Here is a 23,016-nt window from a genome sequence, read left to right on the forward strand (position 1 = left end):
TGCTACCCCTAAGTTAAAATGAACCTTCTGCCTCTTTTTTTCATCCCCCCAAATTAAAAACTTTTGAAATTACCTCATTCCTTATCGATCAGTCGGCCAGACGAAGAAATCTTCGTAAACATAAGTCATTCTCACATGACCGTCGATGTAAGCCGCAGTACCCCGGTTGTCATGCCGCCGACCTCCCTGCTCACGAATATCGCTGCGGCTGGACTCGTGGTAGCGGATCAGATACCAGTTATTCCAGATTCCATCGACGCGATGTTCCCCGCCGCTGAATGCCGACTCGCGGAATTCCAGCACCCGTGACGGACTGAGAATCCGATTGCGTTTGGTTTTCGGAAACCAGCTCCCGTAACCTGCGACAAAACAATTGACCGAATAACTCAGCAGTGTATTGTCGGCCGGGCGTGCCTGACCCACATCGTGGAAAACATTGGAAACCGCACTTTTGCAACACATGACCTGCTGCGGCACATAATTCTTGGCCACGAGTTCCCAGAAATAATTGCGCTGACTCGATGTATAGCCGAAAGGAAAGACTTCATCATTGTCCGACGTATAGAATGTCGCACCCGCCGCAATCTGCTTGGCACGACTCATACAGTCGGCAGTCAGAGATTTTTCGCGCGCCTTGTTCAACGCAGGAAGCAACATGGATGCAAGAATCGCGATGATCGCAATTACGACAAGAAGTTCAATTAAAGTAAACTTGTCAGAGGTTGCAGTTGTGGAAGCATTCAACTTGTTTCTCCGACAAAAAAGAAGATTCTGACAGAAAACCATGTTTCATTCCTTTCGATATTTAATTGAAACAGTGTCTGACATTATTATAGCAAAAATTTTCATAAAAGCAATAGATTCAAAACAAAAAACAAGCAAAATATTTTCTAACTGAAAATAATTTATCAATCACACGCCCAGAAATCATTACAAAAAAGAGGGAATCACCAAAATTGCAAATAAAATTTCCCAAAATCAGGCCGATGCACGCGGCAGAAAATAAGACTTGACATCGACCGGAGCCGCGGCGATCTCCTCTCTCGTCCGGACCCCGCGAATCAGATCGTCAATCATCCGGATCAACTCCGCCGCAATCTGCCGATTGCCGTGATTGATGCTCGCAAGCTGCGGAGTGCTGCTCCAACAGCAGTATTCAAAATCCCCGTAACCGACAACCGAAACATCCTGCGGCACCTTGACCCGCATCCGGTGCAACTGGTGAATCAATCCCACACCCCAGAGATCGTTTCCCGCAATGATCGCATCGACTTTCTGCTCACGAATTAAAACGTGGGCCGCCTGCGGAAGAATCCGGTCGAGCACCTCTCCCTCCCATGCCCGCATTCCGTAATCCTCAGCACTCCAGCACAGCTCGGGCAACACCGGAAGACCGTTCCCGGCAAGCCCCGCGCAATATCCGGCGAACCTCCCCTTCGTGGCATCGCACGAAATATCGTTGATACACAACGCAATGCGCTTCCGCCCTTTCTTGACCAGATAATCAACCGCCTCCCGCACTCCCGCGCCGTAGTCGATGCGGACGCACGGAGCATCTCCGATTCCGCGCGGCGTATTCAAAAATACCGCATTGTGATAGAATTCAAGCTTCTTCGGCAGCAGGTCCGGGTAACGCGGCGAAAAGTGACCGATGCTGATCACCCCGGCATAGTTGTAATCGAGAATCCGGTCAATGAAACTGCCGAGCTCCGGATCCTGCGCCTCCAGATCCACCCGCGAAATGATCGTCCGATAATTGATCTTCTCGAGCTCCTCATTCAACAGAAAAATCAGATCCTGATAGAACTGCGACCGCTCGGTCTTGATGATAATACCGATGATGTTGTTCTTCAACCGCTTCCCGTCACGGAAAGTGTGACTGATCGGATAATGATATTTGCGCGCCGTTTCCAGAATGCGCCGCCGCGTCTCATCCCGCACCCGGTCACAGGCCGGAGAGTTGCGCAAAACCGCCGAAACAATCCCCTGCGTCACCCCGGTCTCAAGCGCGATCTGCTTTTGTGTTATTTGTCCCCGCTTCGTCATATTCCACCTCACAGTTTCCTTTCAGAAATAATATTTCCCCGCATCGGCAGAAATACAAGAAAAAACATGAAAATATTTTCAAAAAAAACGTTCCGAAAGTGGTCCGAATCCGACATTAGCCAGAAATAACTTCATCTCAGATCTCCACGCCGGATATTCTTTCCCCGCGGGGGTTGCATTCTCACTCATCCCATGCTATTGTATGTAAAACACGAATGCCATCGATGGCACAAAGGAGAAACGACCATGGAAAGATTGAACCGTGCGATGTTGGAGTCGCTGCAGACGCCGGGATTGGAAATCGGACCGCGCCGGGAACTGCCGGTCAAGGCAATGCAGTTCGGAGAAGGCAATTTCCTGCGGGCATTCATCGACTGGATGATCGATAAATCGAACGAGGCCGGCAAATTCAACGGCATGGTTCAACTGATTCAGCCGCTGCCGCAGGGAACCGCCGACCTCATCAACCGGCAGGAGGGACTTTACACATTGATCCTGCGCGGCATGGAAAACGGGAAAGCTGCGGAATACAAGCGTGTCATCACCTGCGTCAAGGGGTGCCTCAAGACTTCCGACGAATGGGAGAAAGTCGTCGAATGCGCCTGCCTCCCGACCCTCGAAGTGGTTTTCTCCAACACGACCGAGGCGGGAATCGAATACAAACCCGAACCTTACACCCCCGGGCAATCCCAGAAGACGTTCCCGGCCAAGGTGACGAGCCTGCTCTTTGAACGCTTCCAAGCCGGCCGCAAAGGACTTCTTTTCGTTCCGTGCGAACTCATCGATCGGAACGGCGGGAAATTGCGAGAGTGCATCCTGCGTTACGCTGCGGACTGGAAACTCGGCGACACGTTCGTCTCCTACGTGGAGAACGAGTGCGCTTTCGTCAATACCCTCGTCGACCGGATCGTCGCCGGGTATCCGCGTGCCGAGGCGGCCGATTACTGTGCCAAACTCGGGTATGAGGACGATCTGCTCGATTGCGGCGAAATTTTTCACCTCTTCGTGGTCGAAGGGGACGAGAAGTTCCGCGCGAAACTCCCGTTTGCCGAGGCGGGGCTGAACCTCATCTGGACGCGGAATCAGGCTCCGTACCGCAGCCGCAAGGTCCGTTTTCTGAACGGCGGTCACACGTCGAGCGTCCTTGCGGCTTATCTTGCCGGATTCGATTTTGTCGACCAGATGACTTCCGATCCGCTCTTCGGACGCTATCTGCGTACGGCACTTTTCGAGGAGGTGTTCCCGACCGTGCAGCTGCCGGACGATGAAAAACGGGCGTTCGCCGAGTCGATCATCGACCGTTTTCTCAATCCGTTCGCCAATCACCAACTCATTTCGATTTCGCTGAACTCGATCTCCAAGTGGCAGGTGCGGGTACTGCCGTCCCTGCTCGACTACCTCAAGATCACGGGACGCCTCCCGAAAGTTCTGACATTTTCACTCGCGGCGCTGCTCGCGTTCTACCGCGGCACGGAAACCGCCGACGGCAAATGGGAGGGGAAACGCGAAAAAGGCTCCTATCCGATCAGCGACGATCCGGAAAAAATCCGTTTCATCAACGAATGTTACGCGAAACTCGACGCGGATGGCGACACCTCGGCGTTCGTCCGGAATATTCTCGGCCGTAACGACTTCTGGGGACAGGATCTGACAGCCGTTCCAGGTCTTGCCGATGCGGTCTCCGACGACCTCGCCGCGATCCGCCGGGAGGGAGTCGTTCCTGCGGTCGAACAACTGCTCGAGGCATGAACCATGGCTGAACTGCCGCGTTATCTCAAGATCGGGCGCACAGATAATGTCGCCGTTGCGCTGACCGACCTAGCGGCCGGAGAATCTCCGGTCATCGATGGAGTTGCCGTCACCCTCCGGGAACCGGTCGGACGCGGCCACAAATTCGCGCTGAAGCCGATCGCCCGGGGCGAAAACGTCATCAAATACGATATGCCGATCGGGCATGCGAAGAGCGACATTGCCCCGGGGATGTTCGTCCACACGCACAACCTTGCGACGAATCTCTCGGGAGAACTCGACTACACCTACACACCTGCTGCGCCCTCTCCCCTGCCGGAAACGGAGAAAGGGCGCACATTTCGGGGCTTCCGTCGCGCGGACGGGACGGCGGGGATCCGGAATGATCTCTGGGTCATCCCGACGGTCGGCTGTGTCAATAAACTTGCGGAAAATCTCGCACGCGAATTCGAGCGCAGCACCGGGACCGCCGTGTTCGCGTTTCCACACCCCTATGGCTGCTCGCAGCTCGGGGACGACCATGAAACGACCGCGAATCTGCTGGCCGCTCTTGTCAAACATCCGAATGCGGGCGGCGTGCTCGTGGTCGCGCTCGGCTGTGAAAACAACACGCTTGAGAGTTTCCGGCAGCGGCTCGGCGCTTACGATGAGAGCCGCGTACGCTTTCTCAAGGCGCAGGATGACGGCAGCGAATTCGACCTGGGACTCGAACTGCTCGGAGAACTCGCCGCAAACGCGGCAAAATGCAGACGGGTCGAGATTCCCGTCTCCGAGCTGAAAGTCGGCCTCAAATGCGGCGGATCGGACGGACTCTCCGGAATCACGGCCAATCCGCTGATCGGCCGTTTTTCAGATCTTCTCGTCGCTGCGGGAGGCACGACGGTTCTCACGGAAGTTCCGGAGATGTTCGGTGCCGAGACGCTGCTTTTCAACCGCTGCCGGGACGAAGCGACATTCCGCCGTGCGGTTGCGATGGTGAATGGGTTCAAGGAGTATTTTCTCCGCCACAATCAGGTGGTTTACGAGAACCCCTCCCCCGGCAACAAGGCAGGAGGGATCTCGACGCTTGAAGAAAAGTCGCTCGGCTGCACCCAGAAAGGGGGAACTTCGCAGGTGACCGACGTGCTTGGATACGGAGAAACGCTGCACACGCCGGGTCTGAATCTGCTGACGGGGCCCGGCAACGACATGGTCGCCGTGACCGTCCTCGCCGCGGCCGGCGCGCAGCTCATACTCTTCAGCACGGGGCGCGGGACTCCGTTCGGGGGGCCGGTTCCGACGCTGAAGATCTCGACCAATACAGAACTGGCCGAGCGCAAGCCGAACTGGATCGACTTCGATGCGGGGCGGCTGGTGAAAGGCCGGGGGACACTCGACGAACTCGGGGAAGAGCTTTTCAATCAAGTCATCGCCGTCGCGTCGGGCGAAATCGAAACCTGCAACGAACGATACGGCTACCGTGAGATCGCCATCTTCAAAGACGGCGTCACCCTGTAAATAGCGAAAAACGCCGGAACGGATTCCCGTTCCGGCGTTGAATTTGCGTGATCAAAAGGATCAATATTTGCGACGCAATTCCACAACGCGCCCCTGGATCGTGACTTCATCAGCGGAATAAATCTGAACATTGTATTCCGGATTGGCCGGACGCAGCTCAATTCGTCCCTGCGTCTTCGGGAAGTAGCTCTTCACCGTCACCTCTCCCCCCTGCAGCAGTGCAACCACAATGTCGCCGCTGCGCGGCTTTGAACTGGTCTGGGCAACAATCACGATATCACCGTCGAAGATACCCAGATCGCGCATGCTTTCTCCCTGAACCCGCAGCGCGAACAGATTTTCCGGCGGAACATCCGGCACCAGCTGACTGCTGACACAGACTTCCCCCTCCTTGAACGCGATACTCTCGGAAGGCGCTCCCGCATTGACCCGCCCCAATAACGGAATCAGCAGAGCCCCGGCCGGGATCTTGTGACGCGAATGAGTACGGCACGATAAACTGATACTGCGCGCCTTTGAACTGCGGGACAGTTGCTTTTTCCGTTGCAACGCCCGCAGATGGGCAAAAACAGTAGAGGTCTTAATGCCGAAGTGATCGGCAATCTCATAGACCGTCGGCGCCATTCCCTCCCGGTCCAGGAACTCCTCGATAAATTCGAGGATATTCCTCTGTTTTTCAGTTAATGTTTTCATCTCTAGTTCCTCCCTGGTTGTGATCAGTCCGGCTGCATATCAGAGACGAAATCCAGAAGAGTTGATCGAATACTGCCCATCTCCGATCTTCCCGATACGGACATAATAGAGAAAATCACGCCGTATGGGCTTTCCTTCTGAGTCTTTCCTCTCGTAGGTAAGCTTCCAGACGTAGGACTGATAAACAATCTGATCGAGCACAGTGACAAGCTCCATGCTCTGAAGCTCGCCCTGTTCCCGGGCAGCCGCCTCAAGGATCTCCTGAAAGATTTCCGGCGTCAGCGCTTTCTGACGCTCCGGGGAGATCACCTTTTTAAATTTCTCGATGTCCCGGTCGCGGAATGCAGCGGCAAAATTCGCCATATAGTCTTCCGCAACTTTCCGGGCATCGGCATCTCGTTCGACTTCGGACATCCGAACGGCGGGCGGGGGAATCTCCTTCTGATCCGCCGCCACACATCCCGACAGAATCACTCCCGCCAGAAGAACGGCGGCGAGTCCGATGAAGTTCAATCCCCTCATGATACCCTCTTTTCTTTCAATCAGCTGCAATGTTCACGGCAGAATATCTCCAACCGCCGCGCAGCTTCGCGAATGTTTTCCTCCGAACAGGCGTAAGAGAGCCGGATCTGGCCTTCCGCCCCGAACGAACAGCACGGAATCACCGCAAGTTTCTCCTCCGCCAGCAACCGATTGCAGAACTCCTCCGAAGTCATTCCGAACGAACTCACGTCGCAAAGCAGATAAAACGCTCCCTGCGGCCGGATACATTTCACCCCCGGAATCGCGGAAACCAGGTTGTACACCAGATCGCGCCGTTTCGCGAACTCCGCGCACATGTGGGCGACTTCCTTATCCGCTTTGCCCTCAAGCGCCGCGATCGCTCCGTACTGGGCAAACGTCGTGGCATTGCTCGTGGCATGGCTCTGGAACGCGATGATCCGGCGCGCCAGCCAGCGGGACGCCCGCAGATAGCCGAGTCGCCATCCGGTCATTGCATAGGTCTTGGAAAAACCGTTCACGGTGATGACATGTTCATTGATCTCGTCTGAGAGAGAAGCGATGCTCACATGCGGCTTGTCCGCATCGTAGGTGAGCTTCTCATAGATCTCGTCGGCAAGAATCATGATGTTGCGCCGCAGCGCCACTTCCGCGATCTTCTCGAGCGTTGCGCGCCGGTAAACCGCGCCGGTCGGATTTGACGGCGTGTTCAGAATCAGCAGCCGGGTGTTCTCCGTGATCGCCGCATCGAGATCGGCCGCGTCAAGTTCGTAATTGTTCTCCATCCGGGTCGGGACCTCGACAACTTTGGCACCGACCGCCGTAACCATCTCGGGATAGCTCAGCCAGTACGGGGACGGAATGATCACCTCATCCCCGGGACCGCAGAGCGCCGCAATCGCCGAGAAACAGGAGAACTTCGCTCCCGGCGCCACGACGATCTCATCCCAGGCGCACTTGATCCCGTTCTCTTTCTGGAACTTCGCCGCAATGAGCTTGCGCAGTTCGGGCGCACCGCTCGCAGGCGTATAGGTCACTTTTCCCGCATTGAGCGCTGCGATGCAGGCATCCTTCAACGGCCGCGGCGTATCGAAATCCGGTTCACCGGCACACATGCTGCACACATCGTGCCCCTGTTCCTTCATCTCCTTGGCCATCGCCGTGATCGCCAGAGTGGCCGATGGGTGTAGATGACACATAAATCCAGTCGAATTTTTGAGATCATTCATGATATGGAAAACACTCCTGTTTGCAAAATATATCGTTTCCCGAACCGAGAATCTATAGTCCGACTCAAATATTTAATATAATGCCAGATTACAAATTTTTCAACGTTATGAAAAATTTTTCATTGTTTTTCATCATTTTTGACACCCCGGACAAAAAGCGGAAGTACGTCCGCCGATCCTCTGAGAAACAATCATACTGCCGCATTTTCCGCACGGCAACCCCGCCCGGCCGTAAACTTCGAGCTCCTGCGCGAATTTGCCCTCGCGGCCGTCCACATTGCGGAAATCGGAGATGGAACTGCCGCCAAGCTCAATCGCCCGAGCGAGAATCCGTTTCGATTCCGCAGCGATCAACACACATTCCCGTTGCGAAAGCTCCCCCGCCGGCCGCAGCGGGGAGACTCCGGCGGCGAACAGAATCTCCGTCGCATAAATGTTGCCGATTCCCGCCACCACGCAATTATTCATCAGGAAAGGTTTCACGCAGCCGGTCCGCCCGCGCGAAGCCCGGTAGAGACTATCCCCGTTGAATGCCTCCGACAGCGGTTCCGGTCCGAACGTCCCGAGCTCCGCGGGAACGCCGCCCGGCTCCGGAAGAGTGCACACCTTGAGCACGCTGAATCGGCGCGTACATTCAAATCGGAAAGCCCGCCCGTCGTCGAGATGCAGAAACACATGTTCATGCTTCCGGCGCGGAATCTTTGCACTCTCGACCCGGACAACGCCACTCATTCCGAAGTGCATCAGAAGAGCGCGCCCATCCGACAAATCCGCAATCACATAACGGCCGCGTCGCCGAAATCCGGCAAACGCCGTACCCTCCAATCCGGCAGCGGCAAGCGGCGTGAGCGGCTCGCGCATCGCAGGGGAAAAAATTTCCACGCCCGCAATTTTCCGTCCCGTCAAAACCCGGGCTAACGCCCTCCTGATGTTTTCCGCCTCCGGAAGTTCCGGCATAATCCAGACCCTGTTATTTCCCCGGTCCGCCTCGCTGCGAACAGGGTATTTCGGGTAATATACCCGACTTTTCCGGAAATCAAACCCTCAAAAGCTCTTTTTTCAGGGAGAAATCATCACTTTTCGCAAAAAAAGTTCATAAAACGGAAAAAAACAGGATGAAATCCCGGAAAAACCGTCGATTGACCGACCGCCACCTCCAGGAGTACTGCGAGTTGAACCGGTTCTTCCCGCGATCAGCGCCACAGCCAATACCACCGGATCATTCATGAGGGAAAGAGGTTGGATCATGGAGTGTTTCAGCTTGTCAAACGGTTCGGAATCCCGCAAAAAATGACAGAAACGGCTTGCCTTTTCGGGTTTGTTGTGGTATAATATCAATGCCTTCTCTGAAACCAGAGAGATCACATAAAAGGCCGGCAGGTGCGCCAATCCCTGCCGGCCTTTCTAAATTTATGCGGATTGAGCTCTTTGCAACCGTGTCACTTCTCCCGCTGATAAACCCGGACGTAGTCCACCACATACTCAGCCGGCAGGGCGGACCGGTCGACCTTTCCGCCGAGTGCCCCCCCGACCGCCAGATTCAGAAGCAGGAAATGAGGAACACGGAACGCATTGTACTGCGCCGTTCCGCACTCTTCGATCGGAATGCTCAGAAAAACTTTGTCATCGACAAAAAAATCGATCTTGTTCTCATCCCACTCGATTCCGTACAGATGGAATCCGTCGGTCAGCTCCGGACGGTCGACATATTTGCCGTTCTTCTGACGGTATTTCCCCTCCGGGCTCTGCCAGTGAATCGCCCCCTGCATCCAGCTCTTTTCATGCGGATCGCGGCCGACATATTCGACGATGTCGATCTCTCCGTTGTCCGGCCACGTCCGTTCGCGCTCCGGATCGGAGCCGATCGTCCAGAAAGCCGGCCACATGCCGGCCCCTTTCGGCATCTTTGCGCGCATAACGATCCGTCCGTACTTGAATTCGGCACGGCCGCTCGAAATGATCCCGGCGGAAGTAATCTCGATGAACGGCCGGTTCTCCTTCCAGTTCGTCGACCCCTCCTTGTAATTCGGATTCGGTTTCTTCTCTTTTTCGAGGCGGGCGACGATATGAAGCATACCGTCTTTCACAAAAATGTTATCCGGGGATTTCGTGTACCACTGCTCCTCGCGATTGCGCAGAAACCCCTCGTACTCATACCGCCAGTTTTTCGGATTCGGCGCACCGTCCACATCGAATTCGTCCGCCCACACCAGTTTCCATCCGGGATTCGCCGGTTCCGGACTGGCCCCGAATACCTGCAGTCCCAATGCCATCCCGATTGCCGCCGCTGAAATAATTGCTCTCATGAAATGCTCCTGTTGGTTGATTGTTTTTGTATCACTGATTGGCGGGATAAGGATGCCATCCCCAGAAGTAATGCGCACCATCCGCCCCCCAGGCTGGGTCTCCATTCACACCGTTGCCGGGGATCGCCCCGTAGCGCATCATCTTGCAATGGCCGTCCAGGTACGAGGTGTTCGCGGAATTCATATGCCGCCCGTCGATATCCGAACGGTTCGAGACGAAAAATCCCTTGTCGGTATTGTTGTTCTTTCCGAGCCCGTCCGTCAGCAGCAGCCGCATGGAAGGCTTCTTCACCCGGTCATACACACGCGAAGCATCATAACCGACTCCCCAGACAGTCGAGGAGATATTCGAGCCGACATAATGGTTCATCGCGTAATTGTTACGGTCCTGAAACGCCGCGGTATTGCTGATGCGCCGTGAAACCGGACAGGCAAACACTCCATACGCCTGATAACCGTTGGCTGAGTCTCCCCCGATAGCCTGAATATGCAGTTTCTGATTGCTGGTCGGATCTGCAGAGGTCGCCGCTTGCGCGTGACCCGGATAGATGTAAAGACGGTGCAGCACCGATTGCCAGCGGATGTAGCCGTCAGCCGCCTGTGCTCCGGATGCCACCCCCATCTTGTAGTCGCTGTTGTACTGAACACACGCCATGGAAAGCTGCCGGAGATTGCTCATGCAGGAGGTCTGATCTCCGCGGGCACGCGCCTGGGAGAGCGCCGGCAGCAGCATACTGGCCAGGATTGCAATGATTGCAATCACAACCAGCAATTCGATCAATGTAAAATTTCTCTCTTTACGCCGCATCGTGTTTTCCACCATTTTTCCATCTCCATTGTTACAGGTTCTGAAATCTATCTGAAACATCTTCGTACAATCTCCTTACCTTTCCGACTGGCGACGGGTTGAGGCATTGAGCGCCAGTAACGCCTTGACTTTGCATTCCCCGCCGGGGGAGTGACTCTCGTGAAGTTGCGCCAGCATTTCTCCGGCAATGATGTCCGCGACCATTTCGCTTGGTTCATAGATGTAACTCACCGGGGGGGTCATGTAGTCGAGCATCGGAATCCGGTCGAAAGTCGCGACTGCAAAATCAATCCCGATCCGACGCCCCGACTCCGCAATCGCCTTGTAGACCGCTGGAATTTCGGAAGCGCTCTGGACGATCAAAACGTCGACATCCGGACAACGAGTGAGCATCTCACGGGTTTTCTCATAACAATACCGCAGATGGTTTTCCACATCGATCGGGACGGTAATCCACGCCTCCGGATCAATAACGAGACGCCGGTTGTGAATGAGTTCATAATAGAGCGACTTCCGCACGGAAAAGGCGTCCTCCTCCACAAAATAGCTGCTGCTGTCGATAATCACGGAAAGTCTACGGTATCCCTGTTCCTCAAGATGGGCGAAGAGATCGGAGATCGCAGACCGGTAATCCACCCGGATCATGTGTTCCGGATAAAACTCCAGCGCATTCCACCCCCGGAACACATGCGGAGTTCCGCTCCGAACGAGCCCCTCGTAAAAATCTCGGTTGGAATAGTTGTACTCCAGGCAGATGCAGCCGTCGAACAACCCCTGCGAAACCCAGGTGACGACCTGCTTCTCACGCTCCGGGCTGAGCATGGTCTCAAAGGCGAACACATTGTAATGCCGTGCCTCAAACAAATGCGTCAACCGTCGGATGTATTCATTGTAGAATGGAGTCATGCCGATGGCAGTGATCGCGATACTGCGGGTCTTCCCCCTCACCAGCGCCTGCGCCTGCATATTCGGCACATAACCCAACTCAGCTGCGACCCGCTGAATCATTGCCCGCGTCCGAGGAGAAACCCGGTGAAACTGGCGCGAATTCAAAACCAGCGACACGGTAGCCTCGCTTTTACCGGTCAATTCCGCAACCTGCCTGAGTGTAACGGTACCCATATAATCGAAAACCAACTCCATTTGTCAAACGTTTAACAAACTATATTATGATAAACTTTCAGATAAAAGTCAAGAGCTTCAACAAAAAAAAATCTTTTTTTATTAAATCGGCCCAACCGGAAGTCAAGCGTTTTACTGGATTTCAGAAAGAAAAACCCTCTCCCGGGGAACGGGGAGAGGGCTGTGACTTCTCACGGCATTCAGCCGCTTTTATCGGGATGGCGTCATTCCGCCAGGAAAATCTTCTCCAGATCGAGTTTGGAATAGGCGTTCAGCGTGACGAGCGTCTTGGTGTGAATGATTCCGTTGATATCGTGAGTCATGCGGGTCGCGATGATTTCCGCCAGTTCGGCGTTGCTTTTGACGCGGATCATAACAACAAGGTCATATTCGCCGGCAACGCTGTATACCTCGGACACCCCCTCGATCTTCATGAGATCTTCGATGACGCTGCGAATCATGGCGCGCTCGACGTTGACCAGAACAATGCCTGTAACCATTTGCACAATCTCCTTTGGGTTGTTGCCGGGGGCTCTCCGGTGCGTCCCCCTCCATCTCTAACTATAACCACCACTTCGGGGATTGCAAATCATTTTCTCACAAAATCCGGAAAAAGAGGTGTTTTCTCCTCAAAAAAATAGAAAAAAACTTGATTTACTCCCCCAATGCCGCTTCGATCCAATCCGTGACGGGCTGCCGGCACGCCAATCTCTCCCCGGCAGAGAACGCAACCGCAGAAAGATCCGAATCCGGAGAAAAATCCGGGATTTTTTTCAAAAAAACATACTCCCGGATTTGCGGCGGAGGCGATTGCATTTTATATTTTACACGGTATTTATAAAAATGTTTTTTGTCGGAGCGGCAATCGCTCCCGGGCGGCGCGCACCCGCGTGGCACGGCGTGAGAAACCGTTTGTTTTGAAAGGGGGGAACGGAAATGAGAATACGGAATTATGCTGCGGCAGCCCTGGTCGGCGGACTCTGCTGTCTTTTCGCCGGATGCCGGAGCGCTGCGGATCCCCGGGAGGAGGATGCCGCACGCTATCGCGCGATTGCGGAGAAACTCGATGCGGGCGGCAGCAGCTACCGGATTATGAATCCGCGGTATGTTCTGGAGGGAGCGGACAAGGTTTCGGTACAGCTGCTCAACACGTTCCTGTCGGCGCAGGAGCTGCCGGAGAACTTCCGGGAGATCCTCGACCAGTCGCTCTATCTGACGCTGCTCTACCGCCTTTCCGGCATTGAAGATGTGCAGGGGTTCGGCGAAAGTTCGATCCGGCTCAGCGGAGAGTATGAGAAACCGCTCTTCCGAAACCGTCTTTACCTGGCGATCCGGCCCGGCAGCCGGGGATTCCTCTGGAACTTCCCGGCCGTGGAGAACCGGAACCTCCGGCCCGCCTGGAACGAACTCCCGGCTGAAGTCGATTCCGCGTTTGAATTCGACCTGCGCCCGGATGAACTCTACCGGATTCTGGCGGAGAACAAAACTCTGGCGGAATATTTCCGGGATGAACGGCTCGCCGCCCTCATCGGCGAACCGCCTGAAAAGCTCCTCGCGGGAATCGCCGGCACGCTGTGTGTCGCCTCGATCGAGGCCGCGGAGAACGATCCGGAGGCGCTCTCGGGCAGTCATCTGATGATTTCATTCCCGGACAAAGGGGGGAAACTCTTCGCGGTGGCAAAGAAATTCTCCGTGCTTCTGCCCGGCACGCAGGCGGAAGAGAAGCGCATTCAGCTCGGGACACTCCTCGGAGAAGAGGCGCCGAAAGCGACACCGGTCATCCTCGCCGGGGACGGCCGCATTCAGATCTTCAGCAGCGTCAAGGCGGAACGGGCGTTCACCGCGCCGGAGAAGCGCCTTGCCGACAGCGACAAGTTCCGGCGCCTCACCGCCGGGCTTCCGTCGGAGGGAATCGGCTTCATCTACAACAACGAGAGTTACGCGCGGGCGCTCAACTATCTGTTCAAGGAGTTCGACCTTGAGTTTCAGGTCAATCCGAAGCTCTGGACGCCGGAACAGCTCACGGTGATCGTCCGCGATGGGAGCGGATTTCTCGCGACGGGCAACAGCTCGCTCGAGGGCAATCAGAGCGCTCTCATCCACCAGGTGCTGCTTCCCGCCGCGATCGGGGCACTGGTCATCCGGGAGCAGCTGGCCGATTCCGGCGTTGACGGTGAAATTGCCGAAGAGATTCCCGACACGACCGGCGAGTGCCAGATCACGCTCGAGCTCTTCAAGGACGCCCTGAAAAAATATGCCGATCAGCACAACGGCGCGTTCCCGGCCGGAGAAGATCTCGACGGGGTTCGCGAACTGCTCAAGGCCGGGCTTCTGCCGCTTCAGGCGACCATCTGTCCCGGCGCGGCTGGAGTGGACGCTCCGGCGGAGACGATCGACACGTTCGGAGAAGCGAACTGCTCGTTCATCTATTTCGGCGGCTTCACCACGAAATCGAATCCGAAGCTGCCGCTCGTGGTCGACTGGCCGCTGAATCACGAGGGCGCGGTCAACGTGCTGCTCGTGGACGGAACGATCGAAAAACTCGACATCGACGCTGGGAACTGCAAACGCATCGTCAGCAAACTGCAGACGATTTACCAATACAGGGAAAAAGAGTTCCGCCGGCTGATCGAGCTGGCGGACAAGCTCGACAGGAAATTCGGGCTCGATCAACAATGACGCAGGCAGGAAAAGAGCCATGAAAAAAATCAGTGACGACATCGCCCTTGCGCTGGACAAATGCGCGGAAGCGCTGTCCATCCATGAACTTTCGCGGGTGACCGGAGTGCGCATCGAACTTCTGCGCCGTTTCATCACGCGGAAAACCCGCCATGTGCGCGGTGAAACCTGGGACAAGATTTACCCGGTGCTGCGCCCGTACCTCACCGGGCCGGTGGAGTCGGAAGAGCCGCCGCCGGTCCGGATCGGGCGCGCCTACCGCCGTCATCCGGATCTCATCGAGATGTTCAGCGACCAGAAGATTCTGCTTGACGCGCTCGACGTGCTGCAGGATGAACGGAAGAAGCAGATCGTCGGTGAGCTTGCCGACAAGACCGGCCCGACACAGCCGACGACCTCAACCGCCCTCTCGCCGGTGGAGAATCAGCTTATGGGCGGATTTCTGAAACTCTCCGAAGAGGAGCGCAAGACGTTCCTCGACGGGATACTCAAGGAGGCGACGGAGGAGGTCCGCCGCCGCAGGTCACAACTTTTTTAAGGGAAAAGAACAAGGATGAATCGGGAAGTTTCGATCATGCCGTGCCTCGACATGCAGAACGGGCGCGTGGTGAAAGGGGTGCACTTTGTCGACATCGCCGACGCGGGCGATCCGGTCGAGTGTGCGCGGGCGTACTGCGCGGCGGGAGCCGACGAACTCGCGATGCTCGACATCACGGCCACGGTGGAGAACCGCCCGACGCTCGCGAAAGTCGTGCGCGAAGTGGCGGCGGTCTGCACGGTGCCGTTCACGGTCGGCGGCGGAATCAATGACGTGAAGGCGGCGGCGAACGTACTCGAAGCGGGAGCAAACAAGGTTTCGGTCAGCAGCGCGGCGTTCCGCAAGCCGGAGTTGATCGGGGAGATCATCCGTGAATTCGGGCGCGACGTGTTGACGGTGGCGATCGACGTCGACGTGAATCCGGCGCTTCCCTCCGGTTACGAAGTCTACATCGACGGCGGCCGCACGGCGACGGGGGCCGACGCGCTCGAATGGGCGAAACGGGTGGACGGGTATGGTGTTCCGGTCATTCTGCCGACCAGCAAAGCGGGAGACGGGGCGAAAACCGGCTACGACCTGCCGGTGATCCGGGCGATGGCGGACGCCTGCGACGCGAAGATCGTCGCCTCGGGCGGCGCGGGGAAGATGGAGCATTTTCTCGACGCGGTCGAAGCGGGGGCGGAAATCCTGCTTGCGGCCTCGGTGTTCCACTTCCGGCTCATCGAGATTCCGGCGCTGAAAGCGTATCTCAGAGAGCATAACGTCGCAGTGAAATAACCCGGACGAAAAACGCGGAAAGCGGGGGTGCTCCGAAGAGCGTCTCCGCTTTTTTCGTCTACGGCGTATTCAGCTTCATCGCGCGATTCCAGACGGGATTCAATCCGTTCCGGTCGGTGCGGGTGCGCCCGACCGGGACCCGTTCCGGGTCGCCGTCGACATAGACGCGGTAACCCTCGAACGTCCCGGTCGTTTCCGTTCGGGGCTGATAATAATCCAATGTTCCGGCTTCGATCCGCAGCGGCTTTCCGGAGAACGGGCTCACGGGGACGGCCGGGAGAAATTCGGGGACCAGCTCATCGAGTTTTTGCGGAAGCCTGCCGTATTTCCGCCGGAACAGCTCGACTGCGAGCCCCGTCCGCAGCACACGGCAGCGGGCATACAGTGCGGAAACACGCTGGAACTCGAAGGAAACATCCCATAGAGAAGAAAAACTGGTCATGGGGGACAGCAGAACCGCCGCCCCCAACTTCTGCCGGGAGGTCCTCAAATCTTGATAAGGAGTCAATTTGCGAACCGTTTCCGGTGTGTAATCCTCGGCGGCCAATGGCAGAACCGTCTCCCGGAAAATTTGAATTGCGGCGACACCGTCCAGACGATAGATCGGGCCGAGAAAACATCGATACAATACATCTTTCCATTTCTTTTGCTCGGGGAACAGCCAGAAGATCGTCGGGAGCTGAGCGGCTTCAACGATCAATCCGAGTTTCCCTTCCCATACGCATGGAGAACGGGAACGGAAACGAGCCTCGACGTCAGGCATCGAATCGGCCCACCGCTTCAGCGTCTCCGCATCCAGCTGTTCGATTTCTCCGTAGAACGCGGCTTCGAACAAACTCTTCAGCCGGGTGGACTCGATGCCTGCCGCCGCCACAAATGTGATCAATATCGGCTCGCGGAGCGCATAGTCGCGCAAGACCGCGGAGCGGTCGAAGTTCCGTGCCGCCCCGGCCGGATCGTCCTGTAAAAGCGCGTAGTAAAAGCGGTCGTGATTCAAACGGGCATATTCTCGAAGCGAATTCAACATCAGATATTCGACCTGCCAGAGAAAATCACAGGAATAGTCGCGCCACATGATAAAATCCGGGTGTTCGTCGAGAAACCGGTCCGCGGCTCGAATCTCTTCCCCGTGTCCTGCGAGGAACTTCGGAAGGTCTTCCAACTTCAACTGTTCCGTACGGGAGGTGGAGTCAACCGGCGAAAATCCCTCCGGTGAGATGCCTTCATAAAGCGCAAAAAATTCGCGGGTCAGCTCCTCCGAAGCGCCCTGTTTTTTCTGCCATTCGGCGAATCCTTCGACGTCGCACGGAATCCCCATCCGTTCCAATGCCCGGATCTCGGAAGCGAGCCGGATCCGCGAATAGCTGTCAAACCCGACCAGCAAAACGACAACCAGAAAAATCAATCCCAGACATCCGACCGCCGCGGGATGGCGGCTGCTCCAGTCGCTGATCCGTTGGAATTTCATTCTTTCCCCTCCCCTCCGCCGGGCAGCTTCATCGCGCGATTCCTGACGGGATTCAATCCGTTCCGGTCGGTGCGGGAATACGATGGAGTATCGTCGACAACGATGCGATATCCCTCGCATGTTTCAACCGTTTCCGAACCGGCCGGAGTATAATCGAACGTTCCGGATTCAATCTGCAGCGGCTTTCCCGTAAACGGGCACACGGGGACGGCGGGGAGAAATTCGGGGACAAGCTCATCAAGTTTCTGCGGAAGTCTGCCGTATTTCCGACTGAACAGCTCGACCGCAAGCCCCGTCCGCACCACGCGGCAGTGCGCGTACATTCGCCAGACGCGCGGAATCGCATCAGGAATAAGAAATTGCGCCAGAATGGGAAACGGGGAAAGTCGCTGCACAATCCCCCCCGGCGACTTCTTCATCTCCCTGATCTCCTGCAATTTCGCCGCCGTCTCCGGAGTGCAGTCGCCGGCGGCGAGGGATACCAGATCCTCCTGAATCTCCAGAATGAGAATGCCGTCCAGACGCACCAGGGTTCCGAACAGACACGCATAAACGTCGCGCCAGACCTCCGCCTCTGCTCCGGTAATCAGGTGTCCGATAAGACCGGGCCTGCGGATCATTTCCGCCAACCAGGCGAAATTCTCTTCCATGGCGGACGGCAGCTGACGTCGGAATTCCGCCTCGACGTCGACCATCGAATCGCCCCATCGCTTCAGCGTCGCGGAATTGAATTTCTCCAGATCCCCATTGCCCGCAGCGTCTAAAATAGTTTGCTGCCGGCTCATCTCCATGGAAAGCGCCATCAGATAATAGATGATATACGGCTCCTGAAGCAGATAATCGCGCAGAATCGCCGAACGGTCGAAATTACGTGCCGCTTCTTCCGGGTCATTCCGGGAAAGCGCATAATAAAAGCGGTCATGGTTCAGCCGCACATATTGTATCAAGGAATCAAGCGGCGGCAAATCCATATAGAGCAGGTGGGGGACTGACTCGAAATCATACCACAAAACCGGACCGGAATGTTCTTCCAGAAACCGGTCTGCCGCCTGAATTTCCTCCGCCCGGTCCGCGAGAAATTGCGACAGATCGTTCGGCTCCAGCACCCTGTATGGCGAGGAGGCATCCGGAGCCGGGAAATTCTCCGTAGAAAGCGCCCGGCAATGTGCAAGGAACTCTTCGAACACTTCCCGGGAGTTGCCCCGTTTCCGCTGCCGTTCGGCGAACCCCTCAATGTCGCACGGAATCCCCATCCGTTCCAATGCCCGGATCTCGGAATAGAACCGGATACGGGTGTAGCTGTCAAACGCAAGAAAAATCAGTATGATGACGACAAGGAATCCGATACTCCCGGCCATCACGGGATGGCGGCGGCTCCAGTCGCTGATCCGTTGAAATTTCATTCTTTCCCCTCCTCTCCGCAGGGCAGCTTCATCGCGCGGTTCCAGACCGGAATCCGCCCGTTCCTGCCGGTGCGGGTCAGGCCGACCGGGGGATCGGCGGGGTCGCCGTCGGCATAGACGCGGTAGCCCTCGAATTTTCCGATGCTCTTCGTTTCAGGCCGGTAATAATCGAGCGTTCCAACTTCGATCTGCAGCGGCTTGCCCGAGAACGGGCTCACGGGAACGCCGGGGAGAAACTCGGGGACAAGCTCATCGAGCTGTTCCGGCAGTCTGCCGTACTTCCGCAAAAACAGCTCGACCGCAAGCCCCGTCCGCACCACGCGGCAGCGGGCATACAGTGCGGAAACACGCTGAAACCCGGAAGAAACATCCCATAGAAAAAAATTGGTCACGGGAAACAGCACAATCGCCGCCCCCGACTTCATCCGGGAGTCCCTCAAATCGTGATAGGGAGCCAATTTGCGAACCGTTTCCGGTGTGTAATCCTCCGAAGTCAGCGGCAGCAGCATTCTGCGGTAGGCTCGGATCGCCGTAACTCCGTCCAGACGATGAGTCGGGCCGAACAAACACCGATACGAAATCTCCGCCCATTCCGACATTGCCTCCGATTCCGACATCTCCAGCCAGTGACAAAAAGTCTGCGGATTCTGCGAAATTTCCGCCGCCGCCCCGAGCTCGTCCGACAATGCGCGCGGAAAACCGGCGCGAAAACGACTCTCGACATCCACCATCGAGTCGGCCCACCGTTTCAGCGTCGCCGCGTCGAACGATTCCAGATTCCCGTCGAACGCCGCCTCATAAAGACTCTTCAGCCGAATTGTTTCCACTGTAATCGCCGCTAAATAAGAGATCAGAAACCGATCCCGGAGCAGATAGTCGCGCAGAATCGCGGAGCGGTCGAAATTCCGTACCGCCTCAGCCGGGTCGTTTTTCAAAAGCGTGTAGTAAAACCGGTCGTGATTCAAACGGACATAACGCTGAATCAGGTCCAGTTCCGGCAGCAAGACACCCCAGAGATAATCACCGGAGTAGTCGTGCCACAGGATCAGATCGGGATGTTCGTCGAGAAACTGGTCCGCCGCCCGAAGCTCCTGCCCGTGTCCGGAGAGAAACTTCGGAAGATCTTCCAGCTCAAGCTGCTCCATCCGCGACGGCGGGGTGACGGTAGAAAAACCATCCGTCGAAATTCCGTTGCACAGCTCCCGGAATTCGCGGGTCAGCTCTTCGGAAACGCCCTGTTTTTTCTGCAATTCGGCGACCTCCCGGATATTGCACGGAATCCCCATCCGTTCGAGCGTTTGGATCTCGGAAGCGAGCCGGATTCGGGAATAGCTGTCGAATGAGAAGAAAATCAACGCCGCAACCGCGAAAAAGCTGAAACACCCGGCCGCTGCCGGATGGCGTCTCAGCCAGTCGCCGATCTTCTGTCCGTTCATACCGTCCCCCTCCCCTGCCGTCCCGGGCGGCGGAAACGCCCCGGAACGGAGTAGCGGAAAAACGCATTCCATTCCCGGTCCATCATTCCCCGCGCCGATGGTATTCTATCGTAAGATACACCGCCACCGCCCGGTTTGCCAGAAGCGGCAGATGAAATTCCGCCAAATAAATCCGGGGAGGAAACGTTCTCTCACCGCCGGGCCGGGTGGGAAAGGCACGGTCACTCTTATTACTTGAATCATTATTTTTTTAATTATTTTTTGATTTTATATTGACATTTCGATCAATTTCATTCATAATAAATACAAAGATAAATTTTTATATCTCCCTTTGCATGGTGATCAATCAATCTTTGTTTCATCTTCCTTGTTTCAGGAACAACAAGCAGGTGCCCATGAAAACCAATCTATTTCTCCTGTTGTGTCTGCTGGCGGCGTCCCCTGTCGCGGCCGGATCCGCCCGGGTTGAGTCGGTGCAGGTAAAGACGCGCGCGCCGGAAAATCGAACCGTTACCGTGCATTTCCGGATTCCGGCGAATTACGATCCGGAACAGGCGGGCTTGTCGCGTGTCCTCATTCTGTTCGGCGGCCGCAACACCGACGGCCGCGCGGACGCCTCCGGCCGGCTCGGCTGGGGAGAGTGGGCGGATAAGCACGGCATTTTTCTGGTGTGTCCGGGTTTCCGGAACGACAATTACTGGGAGCCGGAGGAGTGGTCGGGGCGGGCGTTGTTTTCCGCTTTGGCGGCGATCCGGAAACAGTATGAGATCTGCACGGAAAAACTTCTGTTTTACGGCTATTCCGCCGGGTCGCAATGTTCCAATCTGTTCCCCGCGTGGAGACCGGGGAGCGCCCGGGCGTGGGTTTCGCACGCCTGCGGAGTTTTTCACGAGCCGGGCGGGAGAATGCGTTCCGTTCCGGGGCTGGTCACCTGCGGCGACGCGGATACGGCGCGCTACCTCATCAGCCGGAACTTCGTCGAGGAGGCGCGCAGACGCGGAACGGCGATTCTCTGGAAATCGTTCCCGAACTCTCCGCACGACGTGCCGCCGGATTCGCTGAAGCTCGCGCGGGCGTTTCTCGCGTACTATCATCTGCGTTATTTGTCGGATCTGGGGAGGCCGGTAAAACGGGAAAATACTCCGGAGCCGTTCTTTGTCGGGGACGATCTGGACAATGTTTTCTATCCCGCTGACTCGCCGCAGGCGCGGAACATCATGCCGGAGGACCGGGTCATCCTGCCGGACCGGAGCATTGCCGAGGCGTGGGGGAAAGCAGCGAAATGAGGCGGAAAATCACGATTGCGATTGCGGTTGCGCCGCTGCTGTTCTGCCTGACTCCGCTGCTGCCGGGCGCGGAATCGGCCGTGCTTGACGGGGTGGAGTTCTGCTGGCGGGTCCCGGCGAATGGTGGCGCGGACGGGCGGATCATGGTGCTGTTCGGCGGCAGAAACTGGCCGGCGCGCAAAACGCTTGAGACGTTCCGGTTCGACGAGCTGGCGGACCGCCACGGGCTGTTTCTGCTGGCGGCGTCGTTCCGGGACCGGGAGTACTGGGAGCCGCAGGCGTGGTCCGGCCCGCTTCTGCTGCGCGCGGTCGCCCTGATCGAACGGCGTTACGGGCTGAGCTCCCGAAAGCTGCTGCTTTACGGCTATTCGGCGGGCGGGCAGTGTTCCAACCTTTTTTATGCGTGGATGCCGGAGCGGGTGGCGGCGTGGGGGGCGCACGGCTGCGGCGTCTACTTCCAGGGGGAGATCGCTCATCCCGCCCCCGCGTTCCTGAGCTGCGGCGTGCGGGACGCGGAGCGGTTCGCCATCAGCCGGGAGTTCGTCTACCACTATCGCGAGGCGGGCGGCGCGCTGCTCTGGAAATACAGTTTGGAGAGCGGGCACGAGCTGACTCCGGAGGCGCTGGCGCTGGCGCGCGCGTGGTTCGATGCATTTCTCTCCGGCGAGCGCTGCCGGAGTTACGGGGAGGACGACACGGGGCGGATCGTCCCGGCTTCGCGGCTGGACTCGATCGACCCGGAGTTCCGCAATCCGCTGTATGAGGGCGCGGTAACGGAGTTGTGGAAACGATGATGGAGTTCACTTATGACGGGATCGTCCGGCAGGGGTTCGGCTTCTACAATCCGAATCATGCGGCGGCGTTGATCTGCGCATTGCTGCCGTACTGCTGGGCGGGGCTGCTGCGCTGGAAACACCCGGCGGCGCGGGCGGGATTCGGGGCGGCGGCGCTGGTTCTGACCATTGCATTGGCGCTGACTTTTTCCCGGAGCGGGCTGCTGATTTTCTTCGCGGAACTGCTGCTGTTCGGTCTGCTGACGGGGCGGCGGAGCTGGAAAGTCGTGCCGTGGATTGCGGCGGGGGGAGTGCTGCTGTTTCTGGCGGCGGGGGTGTGGGGGCGTTTTGTGCTCGATCGCGCCGTCACGAACCGTTTCGACATCTGGCTGGCGGGGGCTTCGCTGTTTGCGGCCAATCCGTGGCTGGGGGTCGGACACGGGAATTCCGGAACACTGGCGACCGCGTTTCTGCTGCGGGACGGAATCGTCTGCCGGACGCTGGTGAACAGCCATCTGACGCTGTTTGCGGAGTACGGGCTCTTTCCCGGGCTGCTCTGGGCGGGGGGGATCGCGTATGCGCTGATTGCGGGATGTCGGCGGCAACGGCGGGCGGCGTGGGTGTCGTTTGCGGGGATGTGCATGGCGGCGGGATTGGCGACGGTTTTCGACTGGGGGGTGCTGTTCGACTTCCGGGAATGGGGGG

22 protein-coding genes are annotated in these 23,016 nt (G+C 57.0%); 8 read left to right on the top strand and 14 right to left on the bottom strand.

Going from position 1 to position 23,016, the window contains the following annotated elements; translation table 11 throughout:
* Positions 1-81 precede the first annotated feature (81 nt).
* On the bottom strand, positions 82-744 hold the full coding sequence (locus Q0J85_RS13445; protein ID WP_294482579.1) for a type II secretion system protein: 663 nt from the start codon (positions 742-744) through the stop codon (positions 82-84).
* 234 nt (positions 745-978) lie between these two features.
* Positions 979-2,046, bottom strand: a complete 1,068-nt coding sequence (locus Q0J85_RS13450; RefSeq protein ID WP_294482580.1) for a LacI family DNA-binding transcriptional regulator — start codon at positions 2,044-2,046, stop codon at positions 979-981.
* Between the two features lie 246 nt (positions 2,047-2,292).
* Between Q0J85_RS13450 and Q0J85_RS13455 the strand changes: the two genes are divergently transcribed.
* Together Q0J85_RS13455 and Q0J85_RS13460 are read left to right on the top strand one after the other, a co-directional pair.
* Entirely contained in the window at positions 2,293-3,795 is a 1,503-nt protein-coding gene (locus Q0J85_RS13455) for a tagaturonate reductase (RefSeq protein ID WP_294482581.1), read from the top strand.
* Positions 3,796-3,798: 3 nt separating this feature from the next.
* Positions 3,799-5,292: a UxaA family hydrolase gene (locus Q0J85_RS13460; protein ID WP_294482582.1), complete on the top strand. Its 1,494-nt coding sequence runs from the start codon at positions 3,799-3,801 to the stop codon at positions 5,290-5,292.
* Positions 5,293-5,352: 60 nt separating this feature from the next.
* Here Q0J85_RS13460 and lexA read toward each other — a convergent pair whose 3' ends face one another.
* From lexA to Q0J85_RS13505, 9 genes are all read right to left on the bottom strand, one after another.
* The gene (lexA, locus tag Q0J85_RS13465) at positions 5,353-5,985 is read right to left on the bottom strand and encodes a transcriptional repressor LexA (RefSeq protein WP_294482583.1); all 633 of its coding nucleotides are present in this window, start codon (positions 5,983-5,985) and stop codon (positions 5,353-5,355) included.
* A gap of 39 nt (positions 5,986-6,024) precedes the next feature.
* A complete protein-coding gene (locus Q0J85_RS13470; RefSeq protein ID WP_294482584.1) occupies positions 6,025-6,507 on the bottom strand; it encodes a hypothetical protein in 483 nt (160 codons plus the stop codon).
* Between the two features lie 20 nt (positions 6,508-6,527).
* Positions 6,528-7,715, bottom strand: a complete 1,188-nt coding sequence (locus tag Q0J85_RS13475; RefSeq protein ID WP_294482585.1) for a pyridoxal phosphate-dependent aminotransferase — start codon at positions 7,713-7,715, stop codon at positions 6,528-6,530.
* Between the two features lie 132 nt (positions 7,716-7,847).
* Positions 7,848-8,672 (bottom strand): bifunctional DNA-formamidopyrimidine glycosylase/DNA-(apurinic or apyrimidinic site) lyase, encoded by an 825-nt coding sequence (gene mutM, locus Q0J85_RS13480; protein ID WP_294482586.1) that lies wholly within the window; start codon positions 8,670-8,672, stop codon positions 7,848-7,850.
* A gap of 102 nt (positions 8,673-8,774) precedes the next feature.
* The gene (locus Q0J85_RS13485; RefSeq protein WP_294482588.1) at positions 8,775-9,104 is read right to left on the bottom strand and encodes a hypothetical protein; all 330 of its coding nucleotides are present in this window, start codon (positions 9,102-9,104) and stop codon (positions 8,775-8,777) included.
* Positions 9,105-9,154: 50 nt separating this feature from the next.
* Positions 9,155-10,021: a glycoside hydrolase family 16 protein gene (locus tag Q0J85_RS13490; protein WP_294482589.1), complete on the bottom strand. Its 867-nt coding sequence runs from the start codon at positions 10,019-10,021 to the stop codon at positions 9,155-9,157.
* Positions 10,022-10,052: 31 nt separating this feature from the next.
* Positions 10,053-10,844, bottom strand: a complete 792-nt coding sequence (locus Q0J85_RS13495; RefSeq protein WP_294482591.1) for a type II secretion system protein — start codon at positions 10,842-10,844, stop codon at positions 10,053-10,055.
* 60 nt (positions 10,845-10,904) lie between these two features.
* Positions 10,905-11,951: a LacI family DNA-binding transcriptional regulator gene (locus tag Q0J85_RS13500; RefSeq protein ID WP_294482593.1), complete on the bottom strand. Its 1,047-nt coding sequence runs from the start codon at positions 11,949-11,951 to the stop codon at positions 10,905-10,907.
* Between the two features lie 224 nt (positions 11,952-12,175).
* Positions 12,176-12,451: an Lrp/AsnC ligand binding domain-containing protein gene (locus Q0J85_RS13505; protein WP_294482595.1), complete on the bottom strand. Its 276-nt coding sequence runs from the start codon at positions 12,449-12,451 to the stop codon at positions 12,176-12,178.
* 436 nt (positions 12,452-12,887) lie between these two features.
* Between Q0J85_RS13505 and Q0J85_RS13510 the strand changes: the two genes are divergently transcribed.
* From Q0J85_RS13510 to hisF, 3 genes are read left to right on the top strand one after another with little or no spacing between them, the layout of a single operon-like run.
* Positions 12,888-14,630, top strand: coding sequence for a hypothetical protein (locus Q0J85_RS13510; RefSeq protein ID WP_294482597.1), 1,743 nt, complete (start codon positions 12,888-12,890; stop codon positions 14,628-14,630).
* 19 nt (positions 14,631-14,649) lie between these two features.
* Complete coding sequence (locus tag Q0J85_RS13515) at positions 14,650-15,168, top strand: hypothetical protein (protein WP_294482598.1); 519 nt, start codon at positions 14,650-14,652, stop codon at positions 15,166-15,168.
* A 15-nt stretch (positions 15,169-15,183) separates the two neighbouring features.
* Complete coding sequence (hisF, locus tag Q0J85_RS13520; protein WP_294482599.1) at positions 15,184-15,945, top strand: imidazole glycerol phosphate synthase subunit HisF; 762 nt, start codon at positions 15,184-15,186, stop codon at positions 15,943-15,945.
* A gap of 58 nt (positions 15,946-16,003) precedes the next feature.
* On the opposite strand, the gene Q0J85_RS13525 is transcribed toward hisF, so the two are convergent.
* Genes Q0J85_RS13525 through Q0J85_RS13535 form a run of 3 tightly spaced genes read right to left on the bottom strand, consistent with a single transcriptional unit; the run spans position 16,004 to position 20,252 of the window.
* Positions 16,004-17,413, bottom strand: a complete 1,410-nt coding sequence (locus tag Q0J85_RS13525) for a C2 domain-containing protein (RefSeq protein ID WP_294482600.1) — start codon at positions 17,411-17,413, stop codon at positions 16,004-16,006.
* Positions 17,410-18,816 carry a hypothetical protein gene (locus tag Q0J85_RS13530; protein WP_294482601.1) on the bottom strand — a complete coding sequence of 469 codons (1,407 nt, stop codon included), beginning with the start codon at positions 18,814-18,816 and terminating at the stop codon, positions 17,410-17,412. Before Q0J85_RS13530 ends, Q0J85_RS13525 begins: the two co-directional genes overlap by 4 nt.
* Positions 18,813-20,252: a hypothetical protein gene (locus Q0J85_RS13535; protein WP_294482602.1), complete on the bottom strand. Its 1,440-nt coding sequence runs from the start codon at positions 20,250-20,252 to the stop codon at positions 18,813-18,815. The genes Q0J85_RS13530 and Q0J85_RS13535 overlap by 4 nt, the downstream gene beginning before the upstream one ends.
* Positions 20,253-20,647: 395 nt before the next feature.
* Between Q0J85_RS13535 and Q0J85_RS13540 the strand changes: the two genes are divergently transcribed.
* The 3 genes from Q0J85_RS13540 to Q0J85_RS13550 form a co-directional block, all read left to right on the top strand.
* Positions 20,648-21,538 carry a hypothetical protein gene (locus tag Q0J85_RS13540; RefSeq protein WP_294482603.1) on the top strand — a complete coding sequence of 297 codons (891 nt, stop codon included), beginning with the start codon at positions 20,648-20,650 and terminating at the stop codon, positions 21,536-21,538.
* Positions 21,535-22,332 carry a hypothetical protein gene (locus Q0J85_RS13545; RefSeq protein ID WP_294482604.1) on the top strand — a complete coding sequence of 266 codons (798 nt, stop codon included), beginning with the start codon at positions 21,535-21,537 and terminating at the stop codon, positions 22,330-22,332. Before Q0J85_RS13540 ends, Q0J85_RS13545 begins: the two co-directional genes overlap by 4 nt.
* Positions 22,329-23,016, top strand: a 688-nt coding sequence (locus Q0J85_RS13550; RefSeq protein ID WP_294482606.1) for an O-antigen ligase, incomplete at its 3' end; no start/stop codon positions are given. The genes Q0J85_RS13545 and Q0J85_RS13550, both read left to right, overlap by 4 nt.

The organism is uncultured Victivallis sp. (assembly GCA_944389935.1).
Lineage (GTDB): Bacteria > Verrucomicrobiota > Lentisphaeria > Victivallales > Victivallaceae > Victivallis.

Excerpts from the sequence above, each read along its gene's own strand:
- mutM (WP_294482586.1), bottom strand. The coding sequence starts at position 8,672 with ATGCCGGAACTTCCGGAGGCGGAAAACATCAGGAGGGCGTTAGCCCGG.
- Q0J85_RS13455 (WP_294482581.1), top strand. The coding sequence starts at position 2,293 with ATGGAAAGATTGAACCGTGCGATGTTGGAGTCGCTGCAGACGCCGGGA.
- Q0J85_RS13450 (WP_294482580.1), bottom strand. The coding sequence starts at position 2,046 with ATGACGAAGCGGGGACAAATAACACAAAAGCAGATCGCGCTTGAGACC.
- Q0J85_RS13515 (WP_294482598.1), top strand. The coding sequence starts at position 14,650 with ATGAAAAAAATCAGTGACGACATCGCCCTTGCGCTGGACAAATGCGCG.
- Q0J85_RS13505 (WP_294482595.1), bottom strand. The coding sequence starts at position 12,451 with ATGGTTACAGGCATTGTTCTGGTCAACGTCGAGCGCGCCATGATTCGC.
- Q0J85_RS13545 (WP_294482604.1), top strand. The coding sequence starts at position 21,535 with ATGAGGCGGAAAATCACGATTGCGATTGCGGTTGCGCCGCTGCTGTTC.
- Q0J85_RS13500 (WP_294482593.1), bottom strand. The coding sequence starts at position 11,951 with ATGGGTACCGTTACACTCAGGCAGGTTGCGGAATTGACCGGTAAAAGC.
- Q0J85_RS13475 (WP_294482585.1), bottom strand. The coding sequence starts at position 7,715 with ATGAATGATCTCAAAAATTCGACTGGATTTATGTGTCATCTACACCCA.
- Q0J85_RS13540 (WP_294482603.1), top strand. The coding sequence starts at position 20,648 with ATGAAAACCAATCTATTTCTCCTGTTGTGTCTGCTGGCGGCGTCCCCT.
- hisF (WP_294482599.1), top strand. The coding sequence starts at position 15,184 with ATGAATCGGGAAGTTTCGATCATGCCGTGCCTCGACATGCAGAACGGG.
- Q0J85_RS13495 (WP_294482591.1), bottom strand. The coding sequence starts at position 10,844 with ATGGTGGAAAACACGATGCGGCGTAAAGAGAGAAATTTTACATTGATC.
- Q0J85_RS13470 (WP_294482584.1), bottom strand. The coding sequence starts at position 6,507 with ATGAGGGGATTGAACTTCATCGGACTCGCCGCCGTTCTTCTGGCGGGA.
- Q0J85_RS13510 (WP_294482597.1), top strand. The coding sequence starts at position 12,888 with ATGAGAATACGGAATTATGCTGCGGCAGCCCTGGTCGGCGGACTCTGC.
- Q0J85_RS13535 (WP_294482602.1), bottom strand. The coding sequence starts at position 20,252 with ATGAACGGACAGAAGATCGGCGACTGGCTGAGACGCCATCCGGCAGCG.
- Q0J85_RS13490 (WP_294482589.1), bottom strand. The coding sequence starts at position 10,021 with ATGAGAGCAATTATTTCAGCGGCGGCAATCGGGATGGCATTGGGACTG.
- Q0J85_RS13530 (WP_294482601.1), bottom strand. The coding sequence starts at position 18,816 with ATGAAATTTCAACGGATCAGCGACTGGAGCCGCCGCCATCCCGTGATG.
- lexA (WP_294482583.1), bottom strand. The coding sequence starts at position 5,985 with ATGAAAACATTAACTGAAAAACAGAGGAATATCCTCGAATTTATCGAG.
- Q0J85_RS13525 (WP_294482600.1), bottom strand. The coding sequence starts at position 17,413 with ATGAAATTCCAACGGATCAGCGACTGGAGCAGCCGCCATCCCGCGGCG.
- Q0J85_RS13460 (WP_294482582.1), top strand. The coding sequence starts at position 3,799 with ATGGCTGAACTGCCGCGTTATCTCAAGATCGGGCGCACAGATAATGTC.